We start from the raw sequence: 21,302 nt of genomic DNA, 5'->3' as shown, positions 1-21,302 counted from the left end.
ACACCCTTCTTCATATTTAATTCACATCATAACCTTGATCATCAATAGTTTCCTTAATCTTATCCAGGGAAACTTCCGTTGGGCTGTATTTTACATCGACTTTTCCGCTTTCAAGATAAACTTTAACATTTGAAACTCCAGGTAATTCTCCTACACTGCCTTCGATCGCTTTGACACAATGTCCACACGACATACCAACTACATTTAATGTTACCTTTTCCATTTCTAACAGCTCCTCTACTTTTTTATTAACTTATGAATAGTAACGAGTACTTCATCTAATACATCCAAATCTCCTTGCTCCAGGCGGTCCACTACGCATCCCTTTAAATGCCCTTCTAAAAGAACTTTTGCCACGCTGTTCAACGCAGATTGGGTTGCAGATATCTGTGTAATGACATCATCACAATAGGTGTCTCTTTCGATTAAACCTTTTATGCCACGTATTTGACCTTCTATTCGGTTTAGTCGAATCACAAGTGAGTTTTTCACTTTATCCGAGTGATGACTTTTCCTTTGAAACTCGTAACAATTTACTTCATCAGCGATTAAAGTATTCGTTTTTATTTCAGGTTGCATTTAGCTTCCCCCCTCCTACAACCAATATACTATACCCCAGTACCCTATGTATATATAATTAAAATTATTTTTTTGAAAAATATGTAATTTATGTGTACGTGAAACAAGATAAGCATTATACTTGATTTCCAGTTTGTTTATTTGGCATTGCCTGTCACTACCTATGTATCATTATGCACATAAAAAGGGGTTTTCATTGGAGTGTCATTAAGATATTTAGCAAGTTGTATACTCATTCCGACGAACCCATTTCCCATGCATGGTTGCCATCTAAAAACCCGGGAATGTCTTCTGCAGACCTGCAAAACCGGGTTTATTGTTCTTTCCGGGACATAAAGAAAATGAATGATTGGCACTATTACAATGAATTTAGGAAAAGCCATCCCTTGATTATTTATACAGGGATGGCTTTTAGGCTATGCTTCACTCTTTTGACAGTCAACTTCATGCAATTATATATAATTTCCTATATCAGATTACATTTCTATTTATTATTACTTTTATCCTGACTTCCTACTGGTACCTTCTTCAACAATTTCTTCCCATGTTTTGCCACTATCACTACTTGTATATACATTTAGTAGATCGGTTGCAAATGAAAGTTCATTTGTATTTTCACGGTTTACGGCAATATACGAGATATTTCCTTCAAAGTTTTGGGGCATATTTAAATTACTGAAACTACTATCTTTAATATTAATTTTTAAGATTCGCTTGTCACCATAATTTGTTCCTGCAATGATTGTATCATCATCTGAAAATACAGCAGCACTCACGCTTAAATCAGTTACTATCTGTTCAAACGAATTTCCATAGTTCTCAGATAGATAGAGACCCTGATCTGTACCAATAGCGAATGTTCCAGTTCTGGAAGGGTGTGCTGACATTACTAAAGGAGAGCCGGATATCCCCTGCATATTCATTAAATTCCAGGTTTCTCCCTGATTATTTGAGTAGTAAAAACCTTGTTCTTTCATTTTGGAATTAGGTTCAGACGCAAAAACATAGATTTCTTCTGTTTCGTACCCTACGGACAATGCATGGAAATCTGCCTCCCCATGCAAATCAACTACATCCACCGTCTGTCCATTATCCTTGCTTTTTACAATTCCTAAGGGATTTTGAAGGTTAGAACTTGGTGCTGGGTGTCCACTGCTGTAAAACCCATTCTTAACAGGAGAATACCCCATATAATCATTTTTTGGTCCTTCTTGTATTGACCAAGATCCATCAGAGTATACCTTTAAACCATCATGGACTGCTGCAATTAACTTTTCTCCATCTCCTGAATAGCTCAGACCATGCAAGTCAGAAAATGTCATTTTATTTCCTCCGTTATTAGGAAGAAGAATTATAATTACGAATAACCCCATTACTACTAGAAAGAGCCAGCCTAAGCCAAACTTTTGCTCTTTGTTTTGTTTCTTCTTCTTAGACATCGTTTCCCTCCTGAAATCTATTATTCCTTTACTTTTGTCACTAATATCCCATAAAACTGTGCATTTTTTATGAAGCACCATATTGATATATATGATTTGAGGATTTTAAGTGATTTAACAAGAGGGAGATAGTCTATTTTAAAACGCCAAAACTAAAACAATCAATTCCCGTTTACTTCCACAGCTTCCCAATAATATTCACTGAAAACTTCTGCAAATGCTTTAATAGAATGATCCAATTCAATGCTATTATTTTCTATTCCTCCAAACTCAAGCAGCATCGATTGGCTGGAAAGGTCTTGATTATATACTCCATTCCCATCATCTTTTGTCTTTACAAAAACACCTCTGCTGATTCCTGGGAATTTCTCTTCTAGCATTTTATTTAACTCTTTAGCCAAGGCAAGGTTTTTTTCATAGTTTTTGTTATCTTTTCCCACAATAAAAAACAATCTGGCGTAGGGTTTTCCATTTATAATTGTAGTTGTAAGCTTTCTTGGCTGGGAGTCTCTATGAATATCAATAAGATAACTAATTGACGATTCTTGTGCCATTACCTCTTTTACTGTCTCCCTTGAAAGCGTATAGGAATCATTGTAATTCCAATTTTTCTTTTTCAATTCTTCTGTAACATTGGATGTGCTATGGCTTGCTCCAATGCCTTTTTTCATTAATTCATCTCTTAGCTTCTTCCCAACCGCAATGATGTTTTTACTTTCATTTAAACTAACAGCTTCATCTGCCGTTTTCTTTCCAGGTAAAGTTGGTAAAAAAGCTTCCCAGCTGTGCGAATGATAAATATACGCCACATCTTTTTCAGTTTTAGGGACAGGCGTAACCGGATTCTCTTGAGAAACATTTGTTTTCGCTAGCTCCTTATCTGCTCGTTCTTTCTCCTTTAACAGCACCTCCACCGGGGGAGCTGACTCCATTGGCAGAGTAGTGAGGTCTGTTCCTCTTCCAGCGATAGCAATTTCTGTGTTGAAGTTGGAGAAACCAGGAATTTCTCTGCCAAGAAATGTTCTAATGTCTTCGGGCCAAATATTTGTGATAGTGAGGAATACCGCTCGGGAGATAGAGGGTGTTTCTTTTTCATCAATACTTGGTCTAAGTGAAGCAATTTCAGTTGACATGAGGCTTAAGAGGATATTGGTATGTACCTTTTCACTAGTAGCTGTAATAATGGAAGAACTCAATTTTTCTTTTAAATCAAGAAAATTAATGAAAAATATGATACCAAAGATTAATAAAAATAGAGAGAAATAAATCCTGTGAACTTGTAATATAAATATAGTATTTTGATGTCTTTTGTTCATTCGTTCCCTCCGTTCATTACTATCAAATCTACTGTATTTATATGACCTAAAGTAAAGTTATAGACTATTTACCGGTTGAATTCTATTGCAGTTGCACAGGAAAATACCATTCCATATTACCCCTTCTTCACTATTTTTTAGATATTCAAATTAAAAATTTCAGCGTAGAACCTAGGTGAAAGAAAGGTATTTTAACTTCTTGAGGGCAAAAAAAACAGACATCAAGTGCCTGTTTTTTTGCTTATCAAACCATATGACGGCATGCTCCAAGCATATACTGCGAGGTACTGGTGCAATGTAAATTTAAATGCTTCACCATTCGTTTCTGTAACCCTCGCAAAGGTCCGTTTACAACTGGCAGATTTGTTTTACAACCAAAAAAAATAATTAAACTACGCTATAATCAAACAAAGTTAATTAACCTCTAACGCTCGTTTTAAGGTTTCAATATTTTTATTCATCAAGCTAATATAGTCTTCGTTGTTTTTAATATCTTCTTCTGTTAATGATTCTAAATTGTGAAGAATCAAAGTTTCTGCACCGATTTCTTTTTTTATGACCTCGGCCACCCGATTCTCGACATTTTGCTCGAAAAGGATATAATCCAATTCAGCTTTTGCAGCGGTTTTTACTATTTCTGAGAGCTGTTTTTGAGACGGTTCAGCACTAGGAGAAAGAGCGCTAATTCCTATTTGCTTCAAACCATATGCATCTTCCCAATAACCATAGGCAGAGTGGGCAACGACGAAAGTTTTATTTTGTGACTCGTTGACCATACTTTCAAAGTTGGAATCTACAGCTTCTAAATTAGTTTTCAGAGTTTGAAAATTCTTTTCAAAGTAATTTTGCTGTCTGGGATTGATTTTGATTAATGCATTCTTTAATTTTCACCATGCTGCACGGATCGCCCTGGGTCTAGCCAGACATGAGGATCAAAATCCCCCTCTTCTCCAGTATGTTCCCCTTCATTTTCTTCTTCATTTTCTTCTTCATGTCCATCTTCAGGAGATTCATATGCACTTATTAGCGGAATGCCTTCGGATGCTTTAACAATGGCTGTATCCTCATTTTTCACAGCACTAATGACGGCATCAGTAAAACCCTCGATTCCCGTTCCTAAATAAATGAACGCATCCCCTTCAGCAATTTTGACCATGGTTTTAGTTGTAGGTTCAAAGGAATGAGCATCAGACCCTGCTGGTACGATGTTTTCTACTTCTACAAAATCCCCACCTATTTTTTCTGAAAAATCCTGAAGCGGAAAAATTGTCGTGAAAATTTTAATCTTCTCTTCATCTGATTCATTGTCAGTATCGTCTTTTGCTGCTTGACTGCACCCTCCGAAAACTAGGATGCTAGACGCAAACAATATTAGCCACAGTGATTTAAACAGAATGTTACCTCCTCCATTAATAAATAGTAATGATTACGATTTGTGTTTTATAAGTATTTCATTAAAAAGGCAATATAACTTCTATTTTTTGCATAAAGTATGAATTCTAAAAGGAGCATTCCCTCCTTTTTAATCTGCCTATTCTTTATTCCATTGTAAATTAAATGACTCAGGATTTTTGTAAACAAATTTTGTTTATCCTTGATATTGATTGAGGCATCATTAAATATTTTCCTGTTTTGCTTTTGAAAACACTTCGAATGAATACGGCCCACTGCAGCAAGAAAATGGCTATTACGGTGACCATAAAAAGGCTTTTGCATCCAATTATAGCTGCCTAATCTGAAAAAGAAGAGGAAAAATGCAGTGTGCAATAATGCCAAAATATATAGAGTCCCACTTTTCTTCTGGAGGTAATCCCAAGTCCTTCTCCCTAAAACGTTTATTGCATAATTATTCGATATTAAAGCAAGCATAAATAAGTAGACTAGTCCCACAGCACCAACTAGGTTAGCGAGGGTGAAACCGGGATCAAACGAAAGCTGGCCAGTTTCTTGGTTAACACCAATGATCAGTCTGATCGGTTCCCAGTAAAACCATCCTTGGAATAATACATGTACATGCAATAAAGCCATGATGCAGCACCAGACCCCTAACTCCCTTCTCCAAGATAAAAAGCGGACAAATAGGTTACTCAATTTACTTAAGGGACCGATCATAATAGTTATGACGAGAAGAAGAAGTGATACATCAGCATAGGCTCTATTCCAGGCATGCATAGAACTCCATTCAGACCTACTAATAAAGAATAGATAAGCTAGAATAATGCTTATCAATCCAACAGCCATGTGCCTCACATATATATTCATAAACATAACATGCAATCCCTCTCTCCCTCTCTTTAGTTATCAGCCCAGAGTGTGTCACTTTGAACGACTTTCTAGACGAAATGCTGTTTCATAACAAAGTATTATTTAGATATGGATACAGCCAATTTGCAGTTTCCAAAGAAAAAACGAAAGCCTCTTGGATATTGGCGGCTTTCGTAGATTCGATTAAGGATCTCCCTGAAAAATTTGTTCCTTTCTCAAACCCAAAAACACCAATCAATTTGATAGCTGAATTAGTTGAGTAATATACTCAATATGCTTACCACTCCCATTATCATAAACCAAATCACAAAAAATAAGCCGTTGGGCATTTTCTTGTCCGAACTCTTTTCTTTCCTGAAGCGACAACACGATATAGGACATCACTCCTTCGGTCTTAGTGATTATTCCCGTTTGACGGGACTCAATATGGCAATATACACTATTCCATCCTGGACAAATGCCTCAAAAATATCCAGCGGCCTTGGAGGGGGGCCACCGATATTTACACCAAATTCGTCATATTTCCCTCCATGACAGGGACAATAAAACGCGACTCCTTCCTATGAATTCAAACCCTGCTCTGCTTTTCCAGCAATACATCCCAAATGTGTACATACAGGTGACATAATCATTAAAGAGTCCACATTTGCGTTTTTATTGATGTATACAAACCCCTTCCATTTTCTGTTCAACCCATGCATCTTGAACGGTTGTTTTATAAGGCACTTTCTTAAGGAATTCTCCCTTTTCCAATTCACTGATAGGTCCAAGGCTGGCCATCGAACTAGTATCCACCTTTTTGATATTGTGGCAAGCATTCAAACCAAGAGGAAGAACAGAAACGCCAATAACTCCTGCCGTCCCTTTGAGCGTTTTAGCTATAAATGTTCTCCTGCTCCATTTATCCATATTCTCCACCTCCTATTTAGGACCAATCTTAACATTACTTTTTGCGAAAATTTCTAATTATTGTTTACTTAAAAAATACCTTTTCAAAATTTTCATGGTAAGTCTTGCCCTAATAACCTTTTCAAAAAAAAGAAATGAATTTTTCATCCATAATTTCTGCATTTATTTGTATTATGATTTCCTTAAAAAATTTCTGGAGGTATACAGCTATGAAATTAAAGTTACTTTCAATTCTCATTTTATCCACCCTTTTTATTGCTGCCTGTTCCAGTAGCAGTATGAGTGAAATGGATCACAAAAACATGGAAGAAGAACCTAGCTCTGAAGTAAATGAAAATATAGAAGGTCTACAAACAGCAACCGTTACTGCAACACTTACTGGCAATGAAATAAATATTATTGCCAAAGAAGCCATGCACCAGCTAAATGAGGATGTTAGCGTAAAAGCACTTACTTTCAATGGCTCTGTACCCGGCTCCCAAATTCGGGTAAAGCAAGGAGAGAAATTAAAAATCAATCTTAAAAATGAACTGAATGAACCAATCTCTATACACTGGCATGGAATTACAGTGCCAAATGAAATGGATGGCATCCCTGGTGTGACACAAAATGCAGTCCAGCCAGGTGAAAGCTTCACATATGAATTTATCCCCGAAGATCCAGGAACGTATATGTACCATACCCATCAAAATGCTGTTGAACAAATGGATAAAGGGCTTTACGGTTCATTTATTGTAGAACCAAATGATAAGTCTTATGATCGTGATTATACCCTTATGCTTGACGAGTGGATGAGCAACCCTGCAGAAGGTAAGTCCAGCATGGAAGGAATGGACCACGGGAATATGGGGTCAGATGAAGATGGTGATAAAGAGGCCAATTCCTCGGATACCAGCATGAGTGGCATGGATCATGGGAATATGGGCTCGCACGGGAATGACAGCATGAATGGAATGGGCCATGATATGAGTGCTTACGATATCTTTACGATAAATGGCAAAAGCGGTAAAAGTATTGAGCCTTTAAAGGTTAAAGAAGGTGAAAAGGTCAGAATTCGTCTTGTCAATGTAGGGTATATGTCTCATAAAATCCACCTGCATGGACATGACTTTAAAGTAGCAGCAATTGACGGACAAGAACTAAATGAACCAAAAGAATTGAGAGATCATGTGATTGCTATAGCACCAGGTGAGCGATATGACATTGAATTTACGGCAAACAACCCGGGAGAATGGTTCATAGAACGGCACGGAGACATGGAAGTTTCAAGTGGAATGAAGACAAAAATTCAATATGAAAATTCTACTGATTCATCTGACAAGTCCAACCAGTCCGAAAAGCTTCCCGAATTCACATTTATGAATTATGGCGGTTCTGAAAAGGGTGAGTTCTCACTGGATCAAAAATATAATGTTGAATATAAAATGGATTTAAACACTGCTATGGATGGCAACGAAATGGCCTATACGATTAACGGCAAGACTTTCCCAGAAACAGATAACATAACTGTTGAGGAAGGTGATCTTGTTAAAGTGACCCTGACAAATAATTCTATGATGGATGATCACCCAATGCATTTACACGGCCACTTCTTTCAGGTCCTCAGCAAGAATGGAAAACCTGTGGAAGGTGCTCCTATCATGAAAGATACAATTAACTTAAAACCAGGTGATGAATATGTTGTTGCCTTTAAAGCAGATAACCCTGGAAACTGGCTCTTCCATTGTCACGATTTGCATCATGCCACTGCTGGAATGGTGAACATGGTTAAATACGATGGATTTAAAGTAAACTTCACTCCAGATCCTGATGCTAATAATAAACCTGAATAATAACCTCTTCCGTTAGAGCATTAAAATGTAGAATAAGAAAACTGATTTCAAAGAGGAAGCCTACCTGGCTTCCTTTTTTACTTTCAATCCCTTCTTCAAGCGGTATATATAGCCTTTCCCCAACGTGTTTTCCGATTTCCTCTCTAGTTGGAACCTAACTAGATTTAGTCCTCGCAACTTCTTCTAAACTTACCGGAGTCGTTGATATTGGCCTCTTTCTATACGAAAAACTGAAGTTTTCCAGCCACTTTCCTGCAGTCGAAGTCAAATTGCATTGGCTATCAGGCTAGCACTTTAATAGCATAACCCCTACAACAGAAACTGAGCTGAATGCAGTAGTTGTTCGGGCGAGGAAGGGATTTAAAATCCCCTTTATCTTGGCAGGGATTGTTATGCTATAAAAGCTGTAGTCTATTTCTGCGTAGTGGCCCTTGACAGAATAAATAAAGGATTCAACTCTAGCTAGATTCTTTAGGTTTTTTCTATTACTTTGCAATTGCAAAACTGATTTCATGCGGAGTCTTACCAAGCTTAATCTTTGAAAGAATCTTCATTGATTTAGCATCCACCACAGTTAAATCATCAGAATCCTTGTTAGTGACATAGAGTTTATCTGTTCCTGGCACCAATGAGACATGATTGGCGGTTTTCCCGGTCAGCACATTCCCCTCAAGTTTTCTAGTATCCAAATGAATTTTAATGAGGTCATTCGATATACGATTGGATGCAAACAAAAATTTTCCATCAGCAGAGAGAGCTAACCCATGTGTTCCTTCTCCTGCTTTTACTGTTTCTATTTCTGCCCTGTTTATTAAGTCTACAACCGATACGGTACCATCTGTTACATTCGCTACGTAAAGGTATTTATCATCCGCTGAAGGCTCGACCTCATTTGGAATGGTGCCGACTGGAATTGTTGCGATGATCTTAAATGTTTCTGTGCTAATCAATGTAATATCATTTGACAGAATATTCGCGACGTAAGCCAGGCTTCCATCTCTGCTGAAATCTATATGCGACGGGCTTTTTGATGTAGTGGGGATTTCTTTGACCACTTTATGGCTGCCGGTTGCTACTACGGTTATATAGTTGAATTCTTTCCCTTCCTTGAAATCCCCGCTCGCCAGGTACAAGTACTTCCCATCCGGAGTCATATCAATTCCATGAAGGTTCTTGCCTGTATCAATTCTTTTTACTATTTCCCCTGTTTTAGAATCAATAACCAATAGCTCCCCGCGACTATAATTCCCAGCATAAATCCATTTACCATCTTTACTGGCCTCAATCCCGTCGGATAGCACATTGTCTACTTTAAGCGTTCTCATAACCTTATCTTTTTTAGTATCAATAACAGAAATAGTCCCTTCATCGACATTCGGAATATAGGCAACCATTGTGTTACTATTCTTTAGTCCTATCACGTAAATAATGGAGAGCAGCAGTAATATAGCTGCCCCCGACACCATCAACCGATTCTTTTTCACTGTTCTCCCTCCTTGGCGGACTGGAAAATATCCTCATTTGTCCAACTAAACGTTCTCACTGGTATATTATCGATTTGCTCCAATTTAAGGCTCACCTCTTTGAAGTCAACAGTCACTTGTCCATCCCAAGTTAATATTCCGCTCATATGATGAGAATCCTCTGATGATGCTTTCCATATGAATTCTTGGCTTTCTTCCCTTTCATCAAAAACAATCTTGGAGGCTTTAGTGATATTGTATTTTGATAGATCGACAGAGTGCGTATTCAACACCAACTCAAACACCAGTTGGTTGGTATTGCTTTTCTCCGGAATGATTGTGGCTTTTACGGCAACAGCTCCTTGGGTATCCGTTTTTGTAAGGCTGTCATCTTTTTGATTCAATCCAGCCACCTCTTTTTTTCCCTTCACCTGTTCAGCGATGGTAGGCGTGACTGACTGTGCATTTTTGTCAAAGTCTAAAATCAAATAAACGGAACCTCCAAATAACACAACTATTGCTGCCACAAGCACGATTCTTTTATACTTGTTCATTTATCTTCCTCCAATTGACCCTATTGGAATTTCCTAAAATCTCATGACTCCTTTTTTATAATTCATTAATGCCACCCAATCACCTCTGCTTTTGAATTTCATATTAGGCAATTCCTCAACAAATGCTTCAATCATCTCCCAGATTATTTTACTTGCATCTTCAGTCATCATTACTTGGTTCATGGTATACAAAGCCTCCTTTACTATAGAGAAACCTTTTTTCATTATGATTGTATAAATCAAATGTGTAGAAATAATCGAGTTTATGTGACGAATAATTGTATTCAGTAATGCAAGAAGCCGCCCCTCAAAGATATAAGGCGCGGCATCCATCCATTACTTCATGATCGTGATTCCATTTGGGACTTCTCCAATCTTAATCGTTTGTTTTACTTCTTTCGTTATAAGTCTATTATGCTTACCGTATTTTCGAACATATTAGTTACATACGCAGTATAACTGTCCCCACTCAGCACCACGCCATGTGCTCCTTTGCCGGTTTCAATCGTAGATATAGCTGCTTTTGATTTTAGATCAACAATCGTTATGCTGTTAGAAGGATTACTCTATGTTCCCTGATTGGCGACATAGGCAAATTCATTATTCGAAGCAAGGTATACCTGAGCCGGGCCAATGCCAACTCCTACCTTCTCTATGTTTCCACTTTCCAGATCAACAATTGCCAGAGCATTTTCAGCATTCAGCGTCGCTACCAATGTCTTCCCATCAACACTTATTCCTGTTGTAACAGGAGCGGCACCTACCTGTATTTTCCGATCTTCTTATGTGAATGTTTTTTTTCCTCATGAAGGACTCAAAGTTCTCCAACCAGGAGTCTGCAAGTGACATAAGCCCAAATCCACCTAGTCTAATTTCAGAATCAATCCTTTTAATTCTTTTATAGCTTTTTTCATACAACTTAAAAAACTCTTCTTCGGTTCCTGACCAAAAACTTTTAACCTCTGGTTCATTCCAAAATTCAAAATACCAGGTTCTTACCTCCATTAAACCGTAGCGGTTAATGATATGTTTGAAAAAGGCTTCTAACAATATTAACCACCTATTCATATCCTTAGGTGGAGAAGCAAATGCATTCCACCAGAAAATCTTATCTTCTGTACTCGCTAAATCCTTTGGCATAAAACCTATTTCAATAAAAGGTTTTACATTTGCCTTTAATAAATTATCTAAAAGAGAATCAATATGATTAAAATTAAAATAATATGTTCCATCCTGTTTCTCGTTATAAACAAGAAGTTGATCGGCAAAGATTCCATGAAATCGAACATATTCAAACCCATTTTCCTGTTGGATTTGTTGCAGCTGATCAGTAAAATCCCTTCTAAGAGCATGAGGGGCATATCCAAAGGCCATTAATTTAGTAAAGGTTGGAGTAATCTTTCCTTTAAATTCCTTCATGTCAATATAATATTTTTGTCCATCAGTTATAAGGTCTTTTCTATTTTCGTCATTTCTATCTTTTTTCACTAGGTGTTTAAATAAGTTCACCAGTGATTCACCGCTATTAATATTCAAGTAATCTTTAGGAATGTTTTTTTCAATATCAACCTTATATTTCTCTCGATATTGCATCGGTGTAATTCCTAACACTTCCTTAAATACCCTGTAATAGGCTTTGTTATCAGGGAAACCATATTTTAGTGCTATTTCTGTAATCGTCTCATCTGTTGTCCTTAATGAAAATAATGATTTATTAAGTCTGATGCTGCCTAGTTTCTTCTTAAATGATTCCCCAACATTTGACTTAAAATATCTTGATAAATATTGTGGATTTAAAGAAAACTCGTCTGCAATTTCCTGTAAACTTAATTGGGAATCCATACAATGGTGATTCATATATTTTAATATCTCAAGCAGTCTTTGGTCGCGAGCTATCTCTCTCTCTTTAGTCTGTGTAGGAAGTTCATAATGTTCCAATAGTATGACAATTAACTCAAGTAATAATTTCTCAATTTTTAAATGGTACAGATTCTTTCTGTTAAGTATGAGGTCCATCATATTTGCTAATATGTATTTGATATGATCGAGTGTGTATGTGGATTCAGTTACCATTTTTTTAGAGTTTAAATAAAACCTTTTTTCTGAAAGGTTAAAATTATGTTTTTTTACATATTTATGATCAATTTGAAGTGCTAAAACATGTGTTTTCCCTATTGCAGTCTTAGAGTTGACGAAATGGAGTTCGTTCCCATTCACAAGGAACAAATCCCCCTCTTCAAGTTGAAAGCTATCCTGATTACTCTTATCTCTAAGGAACCGTCTAGAACGAAAAGGAGTTCAAGATCTTCGTGCCAATGATATGGAAAACGTTCAACGGTTTGCGTAAAGATTTTAATCGGCAAATCTACTTGGTAGTCTATTTGCTCATACTGGTAACGAGTATCCATTTTTCTTCTCCTTCTCCAAAAATTAAATTTACTTTAGCATAATAAGAATACGTTAACAACAAAGTAAATTTAAATAGGATTTTCACATTTTAGAAATCATCTAAATTTGTCCGTTAGTAAGTTATACTTTCACATGACTAAGGCACTCATTGCTGAGTGCCTAAAAATATTAGAAAAATAATATAGTTATTCTACGAAGAAAAATCAAAATAATTCCTCTTTAGTATTCTTGGCTGCGTCATAAGTTCCTCAAAAGTAAGCACTTTATCTAATTTTTTAGTATTGATTAAAAACAGCTGGTCTTCTATTTCTTTTGTGATTAAATCTGTCTGATAGATCATTTCACAATCGAGACATTTTACAGTTGGTGTCTCATCAATCTGAATTGCACGTGAACCATCCGGCAGCTCCCAAAATACCCTGTCAGTTACATTTCTTACGTTTTCGCTGCTGCACCAGTCACACTTTTTCACTGCTTTCCCTCCTTATTCCGTGGCAGATGTTGGAGTTACCCCTTGCTCATCAGTCGCTTCAGGACCTTTTTTCTGCTGAGATAAAAACTTCTTTTCTTTTAGCTCATCTCGTTTTTCACGTTTATCTTTTAATGATGAATGCGCAGGATCGACTTCATATTGTTCTCTCCGATCCAGTCTGCGAAGTCCTTCGGGAATGAGATTGAATTCACTGTCATTCATGATAGCAGCAATACCAGTATTGGATTTTTTGTTTTCATATTCTGGATATACCTGTTTGAAGTATCCTTCTGCTCTGCCTGGAACATAACTTTCAGGCTCGGGATAAGAGGTGATTACACCTTCAAAATTCCGCAGTACCACTTTTTCTGGACTTTGGGAAATCAGGTAGTTTGGCTGCAAGGAAATTTTGCCGCCTCCGCCAGGTGCATCGACCACAAAGGTTGGAACGGCGTAGCCGGATGTATGCCCCCTTAAGCCTTCAATAATTTCAAGGCCTTTTGTGACCGGGGCACGGAAATGGCCGATGCCTTCAGAGAGGTCACATTGGTATATATAATAAGGGCGGACACGAATTTTAACGAGGTCATGCATAAGCTTTTTCATAATCGGGACACTGTCATTGATTCCTGCAAGTATGACGGATTGGTTTCCAACAGGGACACCTGCGTTGGCAAGCATTTCACAGGCCCGCTTTGAGTCTTCAGTAATTTCAATTGATGTATTGAAGTGTGTATTCAGCCAGATTGGATGGTATTTTTTGAGGATTGAACAAAGATTCTCTGTGATGCGCTGTGGGAAAACAACTGGTGCACGAGTTCCAATCCTGATGATTTCAACATGGTCGATTTCTCTCAGGTTTTTTAATATATATTCAAGAATATTATCGTTGATCAGCAGGCCATCTCCGCCAGATATCAAGACATCACGAACTTCAGGAGTATTCCTGATGTAGTTGATTGCGGCATCAAGCTGTTTCTTTGCAACCCCCATGCCGATTTGTCCCGAAAATCTCCTCCTTGTGCAATAGCGGCAATACATCGAGCATTGATTGGTTACGAGGAAAAGCACCCTGTCAGGATATCTGTGCGTCAAACCAGGTACAGGTGAATCTTCATCTTCATGAAGGGGATCTTCAAGATCATATTTTGTTTTGTGAATTTCCTTGGAGATTGGCACTGACTGCATCCTGATCGGACAGCGCGGGTCGTCTGGATTCATTAATGAAGCGTAGTAAGGTGTTATATTCAGCGGGATTGTTTTCGTCGAGATCCTGACACCCTCTTCTTCTTCGGGTGTAAGATTAATAACCTTCTTTAAATCATCAAGTGTCCTGATTGTATTTGTAAGCTGCCATAGCCAGTCATTCCATTGTTCCTCGGTAACATTCTTCCAAAGTTCTATATCCTTCCAGTGTCTTAAAGGCTTATATAAAGTCTGTTTCATTCCAATTCCCCCTAGCTATTTTTATAGCTATTTATAATGCAAGTTCCGTGCCAAAAGTGACGGATTATTCAGAATTCGGCAATCCCGCTTCCTGCAAGGCTTTAGTAAACTAGTTTGGGAATTTAATCTTAAAAAAGAAAATAACCTGCTGAAAATTCGGCAGATTAGAATGTCATAGATTTAATTTTTTCATTTTATATTGTAGTGTTTGTCTTGGAATGTCGAGGAGGACGGCTGCTTTCTGGACATTTCCGCCAGAAGCATCCAGCGCATCACTGATTATTTGGATTTCCAGCTCTTTTAGATGGTCTCTCAAAACAAATGAAGTACGTGTTTCTTCAGCAGGATCTGGCTGGATGTTTTTCATCATCATCGGCAGATCCTGTCCGGTCAGCATACTGCCTTCACATACATTCATCATGTATTCAATAGTATGCTTCAGTTCCCTGACATTGCCAGGCCATGGGTGTTTGCAGAAAATGGCTTTTACATAATCATCAAGCCCGGAGACATGCTTACTCAGCTGCTTGTTATATTGACTGATAAAGATATCGGACAAATAAAGGATATCTTCTTTCCTTTGCCTTAAGGGGATCAGTTCGAATGTCAAAACATTCAAACGGTAAAACAAATCCGTCCGAAGCTGGTTTGCTTCCATTGCCTGGGCAGGATAAACGTTCATCGCAGAAATCACCCTGACGTTGACAGAAATGACATGAGTGCTTCCGATTCTTCTGACAGCGCCATCCTCAAGGACACGAAGAAGCTTGGCCTGGAGGTCGAAGGGCATCGAATTAAGCTCATCTAGAAAAAGTGTTCCGCCATTAGCCAACTCGAACAATCCAGGCCTGTCCACTGCTCCAGTATAGCTTCCCTTTGATGTGCCAAACAGGATGCTTTCAAGCAGGTTTTCCGGAATTGCCGCACAGTTTTGCGCAATGAAAGGTCCAGCTGCCCGACTGGAGGCGTTATGGATGGATTGGACGAAAAGCTCCTTTCCGGTCCCGCTTTCCCCATACACAAGAATCGGAGAATCAGATTTTGCCAGTTTCTCTGCCTTCTTTTTAATCATCATAAAATGCTTATTGCTTGTAATCAGGTCGCTGAACGTATAGCCGGCTTGCTGTTTAACAGCTTTCCCGCCACGATGCTTATGACTCTTTTGAATTTCGACCAGACGTTCAGAAAGCTGCTTGATTTGAGAATAATCCTTTGCAATTTCAACTGCGCCAATCAATTCTCCCTGCACAAAGATGGGCAGAGTCGAGTTGACAGTGTCAATTTTTCGCCCATGTAAATTGACGAAGGACTGGGTTTCATTATAGATCGGTTTCTTCGTTTCAATTACTTTCAATAGAGTGCTGGACTGATTGTTCAGTGAAGGGAATACAGCAAGGAGCGGCTTTCCAATCACCTCATTGATTTCCAGTCCATCGTGCCTGGCAGCTACTTCATTATAGAAAATGGTCATACCGTCTGTATTCACAACATGGATTGCTTCGTCGATGCACTTCAATATTGCGCTCAAGATTTCTTCGGTCACATTGGATATTGAATTCATCTCATCACACTCCCATATTCAGTATATGACAGAGTGCCGAAAAACTGTCTTTTCACTGCCCAAAATTTGGCGGTTTTGCCAAATCTTTTATCCAAACGTTCATGTTTTCAATTTTATCATAGATAAACACATTGTTCACCAGTCTGCCACGGTATGCATAACCCAGTTGATGGAGGGCTGCGTTCATCCCGAACGATAATGCCCTGGCGATGGAGTAAGAACAATATATGCCATTTTCGATCAGTTCCTCCTCAAGGCGGGCTAGCAGCACCTTCATCAATCCGTGCTTCCTGTGCTCTTTTAATGTCGCACAATCAGTCATCTCTGCATTTTTATAAAAAGAGTCCACTTCTGCTGATGCAGCGCTTACGATCTGACCATCATGGACAAATCCGTAATAAATGGTTCCTTCTTTCATTGTTTTGACGATATACTCTGGATCATTCAACGGTGTGGGATAAATTTGGAAAACTACTTTGTATAAATGAGACAATCCTTTTGAATCCGTTTCGTCCATCTTTTTCAAAATGTAATCCTTTGGAGGTGTGAGTTTCTGTGCTGGTTCTGCCAGATGGTAAACACTTTTAATGATTCCATCCTCTTGAAGCCAATGCGGCGAAGTCCTTCTTTCGTCGCTGAAAAACTTCGAAAAGAACACACAGTCAGAGCCCAGGAAGAACCCATCAATACTTGCTTCAAAACTGAAACCTCGTTCGATCAGCTGTGTAAAATGTTCTCTTCTTCCTTTGATAATCAATTTGTCAGCCTTTTCACTCTCAATAAACCCTTCAGCTCGATCCAATACTTTTGATAAACTCCCTAAATAATCTTCTACTCTGACTCGTTTATTCTGTTTATCAAGATAAACGGTCATGTTATACTCCTTTTCCGATAAAGCTAATGTTTTTCCTAAGTGCATATTCAAACCCCCTATTACCGATCTTCAACATTTCAATCGTATGAAAAGCCCGGCTTAAAGCCAGGCTGACGATTCAATCCAGTTTGATTGAAACAAGCTTCAGTTCGGTCATCTCTTCTAAAGCGTATTTAATCCCTTCTCTTCCGGTTCCACTCATTTTGACACCGCCGTAAGGCATATGATCTACCCTGAATGTCGGTATTTCATTGATCATCACACCGCCGACATGAAGTTTTTTTGCCGCTTGCATCGCTTTTTGAAGATCATTCGTATAGACTCCTGCCTGCAGCCCGTACTTTGAGTCATTAGCCTTAGCAATCGCATCAGCGAATTCAAGGAATGTATTAATGTGGACAACCGGGGCGAACACTTCCTCACAGGAAATTTTATCAGTGAGCTTTGCATTGAGCAGCACAGTTGGCTTCAAGATTTGTCTTTCACTATCTCCGCCATATACGAGCTCCGCTCCACTTTCCACTGCATCCTGAATCCAGGCTTTTGCCCTGGTCACATCATTTCCGCTGATCATTGCAGCTAAATCTGTTTGCACATCCAGTGGATCTCCCACCTTCAGTTTGCCAGCTTCTTCAATAAACAAAGAAACAAATTCAGCAGCGATCGCTTCGTGTACGAAAATCCTCTGGATAGAGATGCAAACCTGCCCCTGATTAGAAAAGGCTCCAGTAACAATTCTTGGCATTACCTTTTTAAGATCGGTTCCATCATCGACAATCAATGCTGAATTGGAACCCAGTTCCAGAGTTACTCGTTTCAACCCGGCATTTTCTCGGATATGCTTCCCAACTTCAGGACTTCCCGTAAAAGTGACCATCTTCACCCGGTCATCGGCAATCAGCACATCACCAACACTTTTTCCGCTGCCTGTCACAACATTGAGAGCACCCGCAGGAAGCCCTGCTTCATGGAAATAGGAAGCAATTTTATAGGCTGATAATGGGGTCTGGCTGGCTGGCTTAAGGACTACCGTATTTCCGGCAGCGATTGCCGGGCCGACTTTATGGGCAACAAGATTCATCGGGAAGTTGAAAGGAGTGATCGCAGCAATAACTCCAAGCGGCTCCCTCACCGTATAGGCGACTCTTCCCTCGCCTCCAGGAGCCGCGTCCATCGGGATTGTTTCGCCGTGAAGCCTCCTTGCTTCTTCTGATGCAAACTTATAGGTCATGATGGTACGGTCGACTTCACCAAATGCAGCCTTCAATGGTTTGGAGGATTCCTCCGCAATCAGGCGGGCGCACTCCTCCCTGTCCTCCTGGATTAATTCAGCCACTCTCCGGAGAATGTCGGAACGCTTATAGGCATCCATCTCTGCCATCGTCCCTGCTGACCCGGCAGCTGAATCTATCGCTTTTATCACGTCTTCTTTGCTTGCCTCTGCTACATCGGCAATTTTTTCTCCATTAAAAGGATTAAAAAGCGGACGGTATTTATCACATTCAACGCTTTCACCATTAATCCATAAATTCTGTCTCATTGTTTCCCCCTCCTACCGCTTGCAGCATTCAGTGATTGCTGATTCAAGCACATCGAACCCTTCCTCCATTTGATCCTCTGTTATGACCAGAGGTGCTAAAAGCCTGATTACATTACCATAAAGACCAGCGCTCATTAAAATTAATCCTCGCTGATGTGCTTTTGCAAGTATTTCTCGAACGATTTGGCCGTTTGGCCGATCATTCTCATCGAAAAATTCGATCGCACACATAGCACCTAAAGAACGGATATCGCCTATTTCCGAAAAACTGTCTGTCAGCTTGCCGAACCTTTCCTGGAACTTTTCCCCGAACAGGTTTGCTCTATCAAGAAGATTTAGCTCTTCTATCATTTTAACGACTTCTATTGCCGCTACACAACCAAGAGGACTTCCGCCAAAGGTTCCGCCAATTTCCCCGATACCTGCTGAGTCCATAATTTCAGCACTTCCCGTGACCGCACTGATCGGCAGCCCAGCAGCAATCGATTTTGACATCGTCATCAAATCGGGGACCACATCGTAGTGCTCCATCGCAAACATCTTCCCTGTCCTGCCGAAACCGGTTTGGATTTCGTCTGCAATAAAGAGAATCCCATACTGTTCACAAATCCTTTTCACTCCTTGGACAAAGGTTTTGGATGGAATATTAAATCCGCCTTCACCCTGAATCGGTTCCATTATGACAGCCGCAATTTCGGTGCCAGGAACCTCGCTAAGGAAAAATGTCTCAAATTTTTTTAACATGTAGGCATCCAGTTCTTCAGGTGCCATGCCTTTTTCTTGAGAATACACCGGGAATGGCCATTTATAGGTTTCCGGAGCGAACGGGCCGAACTGGTATTTATATGGTTTGACCTTGCTCGTCAGCGACATTGCCATATAGGTCCTTCCGTGAAAACCTCGTTCAAAAGAAATGATTCCTTTCCGGCCTGAATATTTCCTTGCTATCTTTATCGCATTTTCTACTGCTTCTGCTCCGCTGCTCAGGAAGAATGTTTTTTTATCATGAGTCCCTGGAGTAATGTTGTTTAGAATTTCCGCAAGTTCTATATATGGTTCATACATCATCACATGGAAGCACGGGTGAAGATAGCGGTCGATCTGCTCATGAAGTGCTTTCACTACATTACTTGGACAGTGGCCAACATTCAGTGTGCCGATGGCGCCCGCAAAATCGATGAATGTATTTCCATCAACATCCGTCAATAAGGCACCTTCTCCTCTTTCCGCAAACGACTTGATTGTGTTGAACGGTCCCACAGGGATATTTTTTTCTTTCCGCTCTAACAATGCCTTTGCCTTTGGGCCTGGTATAGCTGTTTTAATCTTTATATCTCCCATTTGTTTGGTTCCCCCTTTTCTCTAATCGCTGACCTCACACCACTTAAGCAGAGCAAGTGCAATGATTTCCGCCGCTTCAAAAACATCTTCAAGCTTGATATATTCATTCGCCTGATGTGCGGTTTCCGTCACCCCGGGTCCAAAAACAACTACAGGCACTCCACCTACCTTGGAGAGGATACCGCCGTCAGTTGCCCATGGGGATGCCTCGATTAATGGAGATTTTTCCTTAACGTTCATAAAGCTTTCTGAAAGGACATGAATCAGCTCATGTTCAGGATCCAGGTCGCCTGGCAACCAGCTTGCACCGAACCATTCAAGTTTAGGTTTATTTTCTCTCAGCCATGGGTCTTCGTTACAGACTTCGACAATGGCTTCAAACATTTCCCTCTTTGCCTCATCCTGTGTTTCATTGGGAGCCACTCCCATCCTCCCCTCAATTACAGCTAAATCCGGTACAGATGATGGCCAGTCTCCAGCATGGATTTTTCCGATATTGATAGGAATCGGGATTGGGATGCTTTCAAAAAACGGGTCAGTAATCCTTTCATTTCTCCGAGACTCCAAAATTCTCAGTCTATCAATAACCAGCATCGCTTTCTCAATCGCATTGACACCTTCATACCTCGTTCCGCCATGCGCCCCTTTTCCTTTCACTGAAATCCTGAACCACATGGATCCTTGCTGTTTTGGAAACAGCTTCATATTAGTCGGCTCAGGGATGATGGCTGCATCCGCTTTATAACCTCTCAGGACAGCAGCAAGTGTTCCCGCACCACCGCTTTCTTCTTCGATCACACTTTGAAAAATGACATCGCCCTTTAGCTTGATTCCTGAATTTTTTAATGCCTCCATCGCCATAAGCAGCGAAGTTGTGCCGCCCTTCATATCTGTCGAGCCTCTGCCAAATAACTTGCCGCATTCGATATGTCCGCTGAACGGGTCCCGTTCCCAATCTTTTGTGTCGCCTGCGGGAACAACATCAATATGTCCATTCAGGATCATCGACTTGCCTCCACCTGTTCCTCTCATGATTCCTACAGCGTTTGGGTTCCCAGTGAAGTCTTTTCGATCTGAACAAAAAGCGGGGTGAGCAGCCAGTCCGTTCTCCCCGATTTCCCAAATATCCATTTCAAGCCCCAGCTCGCGGCATTTTTCAATAATGACTGCCTGGGCTCCGCTTTCATCCCCTCTAGTACTCGGTTCCTGAACTAATTTTTGCAAAAGCCGGGTCCCTCTTATTCTGCTTTCTTTAATGTAATTCCTCACCTTTTGCTCAGGAGTTTGCACGATATCAGCCCC

At 39.7% G+C, this 21,302-nt stretch carries 21 protein-coding genes; 1 reads left to right on the top strand and 20 read right to left on the bottom strand.

The genetic code is table 11. The features are described from left to right. Nucleotides 1–16: 16 nt before the first annotated feature. The 8 genes from copZ to J7E35_RS23315 all read right to left on the bottom strand — a co-directional run bounded on the left by copZ (nt 17) and on the right by J7E35_RS23315 (nt 6,508). Nucleotides 17–223, bottom strand: coding sequence for a copper chaperone CopZ (gene copZ, locus J7E35_RS15455; protein ID WP_214781166.1), 207 nt, complete (start codon nt 221–223; stop codon nt 17–19). A 14-nt stretch (nt 224–237) separates the two neighbouring features. After that, nucleotides 238–579, bottom strand: coding sequence for a metal-sensitive transcriptional regulator (locus J7E35_RS15450; protein WP_214781165.1), 342 nt, complete (start codon nt 577–579; stop codon nt 238–240). A 500-nt stretch (nt 580–1,079) separates the two neighbouring features. After that, on the bottom strand, nt 1,080–2,018 hold the full coding sequence (locus tag J7E35_RS15445; protein ID WP_214781164.1) for a F510_1955 family glycosylhydrolase: 939 nt from the start codon (nt 2,016–2,018) through the stop codon (nt 1,080–1,082). Nucleotides 2,019–2,179: 161 nt separating this feature from the next. Further along, on the bottom strand, nt 2,180–3,334 hold the full coding sequence (spoIIP, locus tag J7E35_RS15440) for a stage II sporulation protein P (RefSeq protein ID WP_214781162.1): 1,155 nt from the start codon (nt 3,332–3,334) through the stop codon (nt 2,180–2,182). A gap of 413 nt (nt 3,335–3,747) precedes the next feature. Then, nucleotides 3,748–4,197 (bottom strand): metal ABC transporter solute-binding protein, Zn/Mn family, encoded by a 450-nt coding sequence (locus tag J7E35_RS23730; RefSeq protein ID WP_353050378.1) that lies wholly within the window; start codon nt 4,195–4,197, stop codon nt 3,748–3,750. A gap of 17 nt (nt 4,198–4,214) precedes the next feature. Next, nucleotides 4,215–4,703, bottom strand: coding sequence for a metal ABC transporter substrate-binding protein (locus J7E35_RS23725; protein ID WP_353050377.1), 489 nt, complete (start codon nt 4,701–4,703; stop codon nt 4,215–4,217). Between the two features lie 71 nt (nt 4,704–4,774). Next, nucleotides 4,775–5,575: a ferric reductase-like transmembrane domain-containing protein gene (locus tag J7E35_RS15430; RefSeq protein ID WP_251041016.1), complete on the bottom strand. Its 801-nt coding sequence runs from the start codon at nt 5,573–5,575 to the stop codon at nt 4,775–4,777. Nucleotides 5,576–6,253: 678 nt separating this feature from the next. Next, on the bottom strand, nt 6,254–6,508 hold the full coding sequence (locus tag J7E35_RS23315) for a hypothetical protein (RefSeq protein WP_251009774.1): 255 nt from the start codon (nt 6,506–6,508) through the stop codon (nt 6,254–6,256). Nucleotides 6,509–6,717: 209 nt separating this feature from the next. Between J7E35_RS23315 and J7E35_RS15420 the strand changes: the two genes are divergently transcribed. Continuing rightward, a complete protein-coding gene (locus J7E35_RS15420; RefSeq protein ID WP_214781160.1) occupies nt 6,718–8,340 on the top strand; it encodes a multicopper oxidase family protein in 1,623 nt (540 codons plus the stop codon). Nucleotides 8,341–8,825: 485 nt separating this feature from the next. Here the strand turns inward: J7E35_RS15420 and J7E35_RS15415 are convergent, their stop codons facing one another. The 12 genes from J7E35_RS15415 to J7E35_RS15360 form a co-directional block, all read right to left on the bottom strand. After that, a complete protein-coding gene (locus J7E35_RS15415) occupies nt 8,826–9,824 on the bottom strand; it encodes a YVTN family beta-propeller repeat protein (RefSeq protein WP_214781158.1) in 999 nt (332 codons plus the stop codon). Beyond that, complete coding sequence (locus tag J7E35_RS15410; RefSeq protein ID WP_214781156.1) at nt 9,821–10,357, bottom strand: hypothetical protein; 537 nt, start codon at nt 10,355–10,357, stop codon at nt 9,821–9,823. The genes J7E35_RS15415 and J7E35_RS15410 overlap by 4 nt, the downstream gene beginning before the upstream one ends. A 33-nt stretch (nt 10,358–10,390) precedes the next feature. After that, nucleotides 10,391–10,540 carry a hypothetical protein gene (locus J7E35_RS15405; RefSeq protein WP_214781155.1) on the bottom strand — a complete coding sequence of 50 codons (150 nt, stop codon included), beginning with the start codon at nt 10,538–10,540 and terminating at the stop codon, nt 10,391–10,393. A gap of 383 nt (nt 10,541–10,923) precedes the next feature. Beyond that, complete coding sequence (locus tag J7E35_RS15400; RefSeq protein ID WP_214781154.1) at nt 10,924–11,073, bottom strand: hypothetical protein; 150 nt, start codon at nt 11,071–11,073, stop codon at nt 10,924–10,926. 10 nt (nt 11,074–11,083) lie between these two features. Next, the gene (locus tag J7E35_RS15395; protein ID WP_214781153.1) at nt 11,084–12,574 is read right to left on the bottom strand and encodes a GH39 family glycosyl hydrolase; all 1,491 of its coding nucleotides are present in this window, start codon (nt 12,572–12,574) and stop codon (nt 11,084–11,086) included. 382 nt (nt 12,575–12,956) lie between these two features. Then, on the bottom strand, nt 12,957–13,238 hold the full coding sequence (locus J7E35_RS15390) for a YokU family protein (protein WP_214781152.1): 282 nt from the start codon (nt 13,236–13,238) through the stop codon (nt 12,957–12,959). A gap of 12 nt (nt 13,239–13,250) precedes the next feature. Then, on the bottom strand, nt 13,251–14,684 hold the full coding sequence (kamA, locus tag J7E35_RS15385) for a lysine 2,3-aminomutase (RefSeq protein WP_214781151.1): 1,434 nt from the start codon (nt 14,682–14,684) through the stop codon (nt 13,251–13,253). A gap of 172 nt (nt 14,685–14,856) precedes the next feature. Next, nucleotides 14,857–16,245 (bottom strand): sigma-54 interaction domain-containing protein, encoded by a 1,389-nt coding sequence (locus tag J7E35_RS15380; RefSeq protein WP_214781149.1) that lies wholly within the window; start codon nt 16,243–16,245, stop codon nt 14,857–14,859. 52 nt (nt 16,246–16,297) lie between these two features. Then, a complete protein-coding gene (gene ablB / locus J7E35_RS15375; protein WP_214781147.1) occupies nt 16,298–17,164 on the bottom strand; it encodes a putative beta-lysine N-acetyltransferase in 867 nt (288 codons plus the stop codon). 73 nt (nt 17,165–17,237) lie between these two features. Then, nucleotides 17,238–18,659 carry an aldehyde dehydrogenase family protein gene (locus J7E35_RS15370; RefSeq protein WP_214781145.1) on the bottom strand — a complete coding sequence of 474 codons (1,422 nt, stop codon included), beginning with the start codon at nt 18,657–18,659 and terminating at the stop codon, nt 17,238–17,240. Nucleotides 18,660–18,671: 12 nt separating this feature from the next. Further along, nucleotides 18,672–20,000, bottom strand: coding sequence for a 4-aminobutyrate--2-oxoglutarate transaminase (gabT, locus tag J7E35_RS15365; RefSeq protein ID WP_214781143.1), 1,329 nt, complete (start codon nt 19,998–20,000; stop codon nt 18,672–18,674). 21 nt (nt 20,001–20,021) lie between these two features. After that, on the bottom strand, nt 20,022–21,290 hold the full coding sequence (locus J7E35_RS15360; protein WP_353050376.1) for a peptidase: 1,269 nt from the start codon (nt 21,288–21,290) through the stop codon (nt 20,022–20,024). Nucleotides 21,291–21,302 lie beyond the last annotated feature (12 nt).

It is taken from the genome of Bacillus sp. ISL-45, from assembly GCF_018613195.1.
GTDB lineage: Bacteria > Bacillota > Bacilli > Bacillales > Cytobacillaceae > Mesobacillus.
The sequence above is the reverse complement of the archived record's forward strand: the minus strand, read 5'-3'. Positions and strand labels throughout refer to the sequence as shown.

Excerpts from the sequence above, each read along its gene's own strand:
- gabT (WP_214781143.1), bottom strand. The coding sequence starts at position 20,000 with ATGGGAGATATAAAGATTAAAACAGCTATACCAGGCCCAAAGGCAAAG.
- J7E35_RS15410 (WP_214781156.1), bottom strand. The coding sequence starts at position 10,357 with ATGAACAAGTATAAAAGAATCGTGCTTGTGGCAGCAATAGTTGTGTTA.
- J7E35_RS15430 (WP_251041016.1), bottom strand. The coding sequence starts at position 5,575 with ATGGCTGTTGGATTGATAAGCATTATTCTAGCTTATCTATTCTTTATT.
- J7E35_RS15405 (WP_214781155.1), bottom strand. The coding sequence starts at position 10,540 with ATGAACCAAGTAATGATGACTGAAGATGCAAGTAAAATAATCTGGGAG.
- J7E35_RS15420 (WP_214781160.1), top strand. The coding sequence starts at position 6,718 with ATGAAATTAAAGTTACTTTCAATTCTCATTTTATCCACCCTTTTTATT.
- J7E35_RS15380 (WP_214781149.1), bottom strand. The coding sequence starts at position 16,245 with ATGAATTCAATATCCAATGTGACCGAAGAAATCTTGAGCGCAATATTG.
- spoIIP (WP_214781162.1), bottom strand. The coding sequence starts at position 3,334 with ATGAACAAAAGACATCAAAATACTATATTTATATTACAAGTTCACAGG.
- J7E35_RS23315 (WP_251009774.1), bottom strand. The coding sequence starts at position 6,508 with ATGGATAAATGGAGCAGGAGAACATTTATAGCTAAAACGCTCAAAGGG.
- J7E35_RS15370 (WP_214781145.1), bottom strand. The coding sequence starts at position 18,659 with ATGAGACAGAATTTATGGATTAATGGTGAAAGCGTTGAATGTGATAAA.
- kamA (WP_214781151.1), bottom strand. The coding sequence starts at position 14,684 with ATGAAACAGACTTTATATAAGCCTTTAAGACACTGGAAGGATATAGAA.
- J7E35_RS15450 (WP_214781165.1), bottom strand. The coding sequence starts at position 579 with ATGCAACCTGAAATAAAAACGAATACTTTAATCGCTGATGAAGTAAAT.
- J7E35_RS15445 (WP_214781164.1), bottom strand. The coding sequence starts at position 2,018 with ATGTCTAAGAAGAAGAAACAAAACAAAGAGCAAAAGTTTGGCTTAGGC.
- copZ (WP_214781166.1), bottom strand. The coding sequence starts at position 223 with ATGGAAAAGGTAACATTAAATGTAGTTGGTATGTCGTGTGGACATTGT.
- ablB (WP_214781147.1), bottom strand. The coding sequence starts at position 17,164 with ATGCACTTAGGAAAAACATTAGCTTTATCGGAAAAGGAGTATAACATG.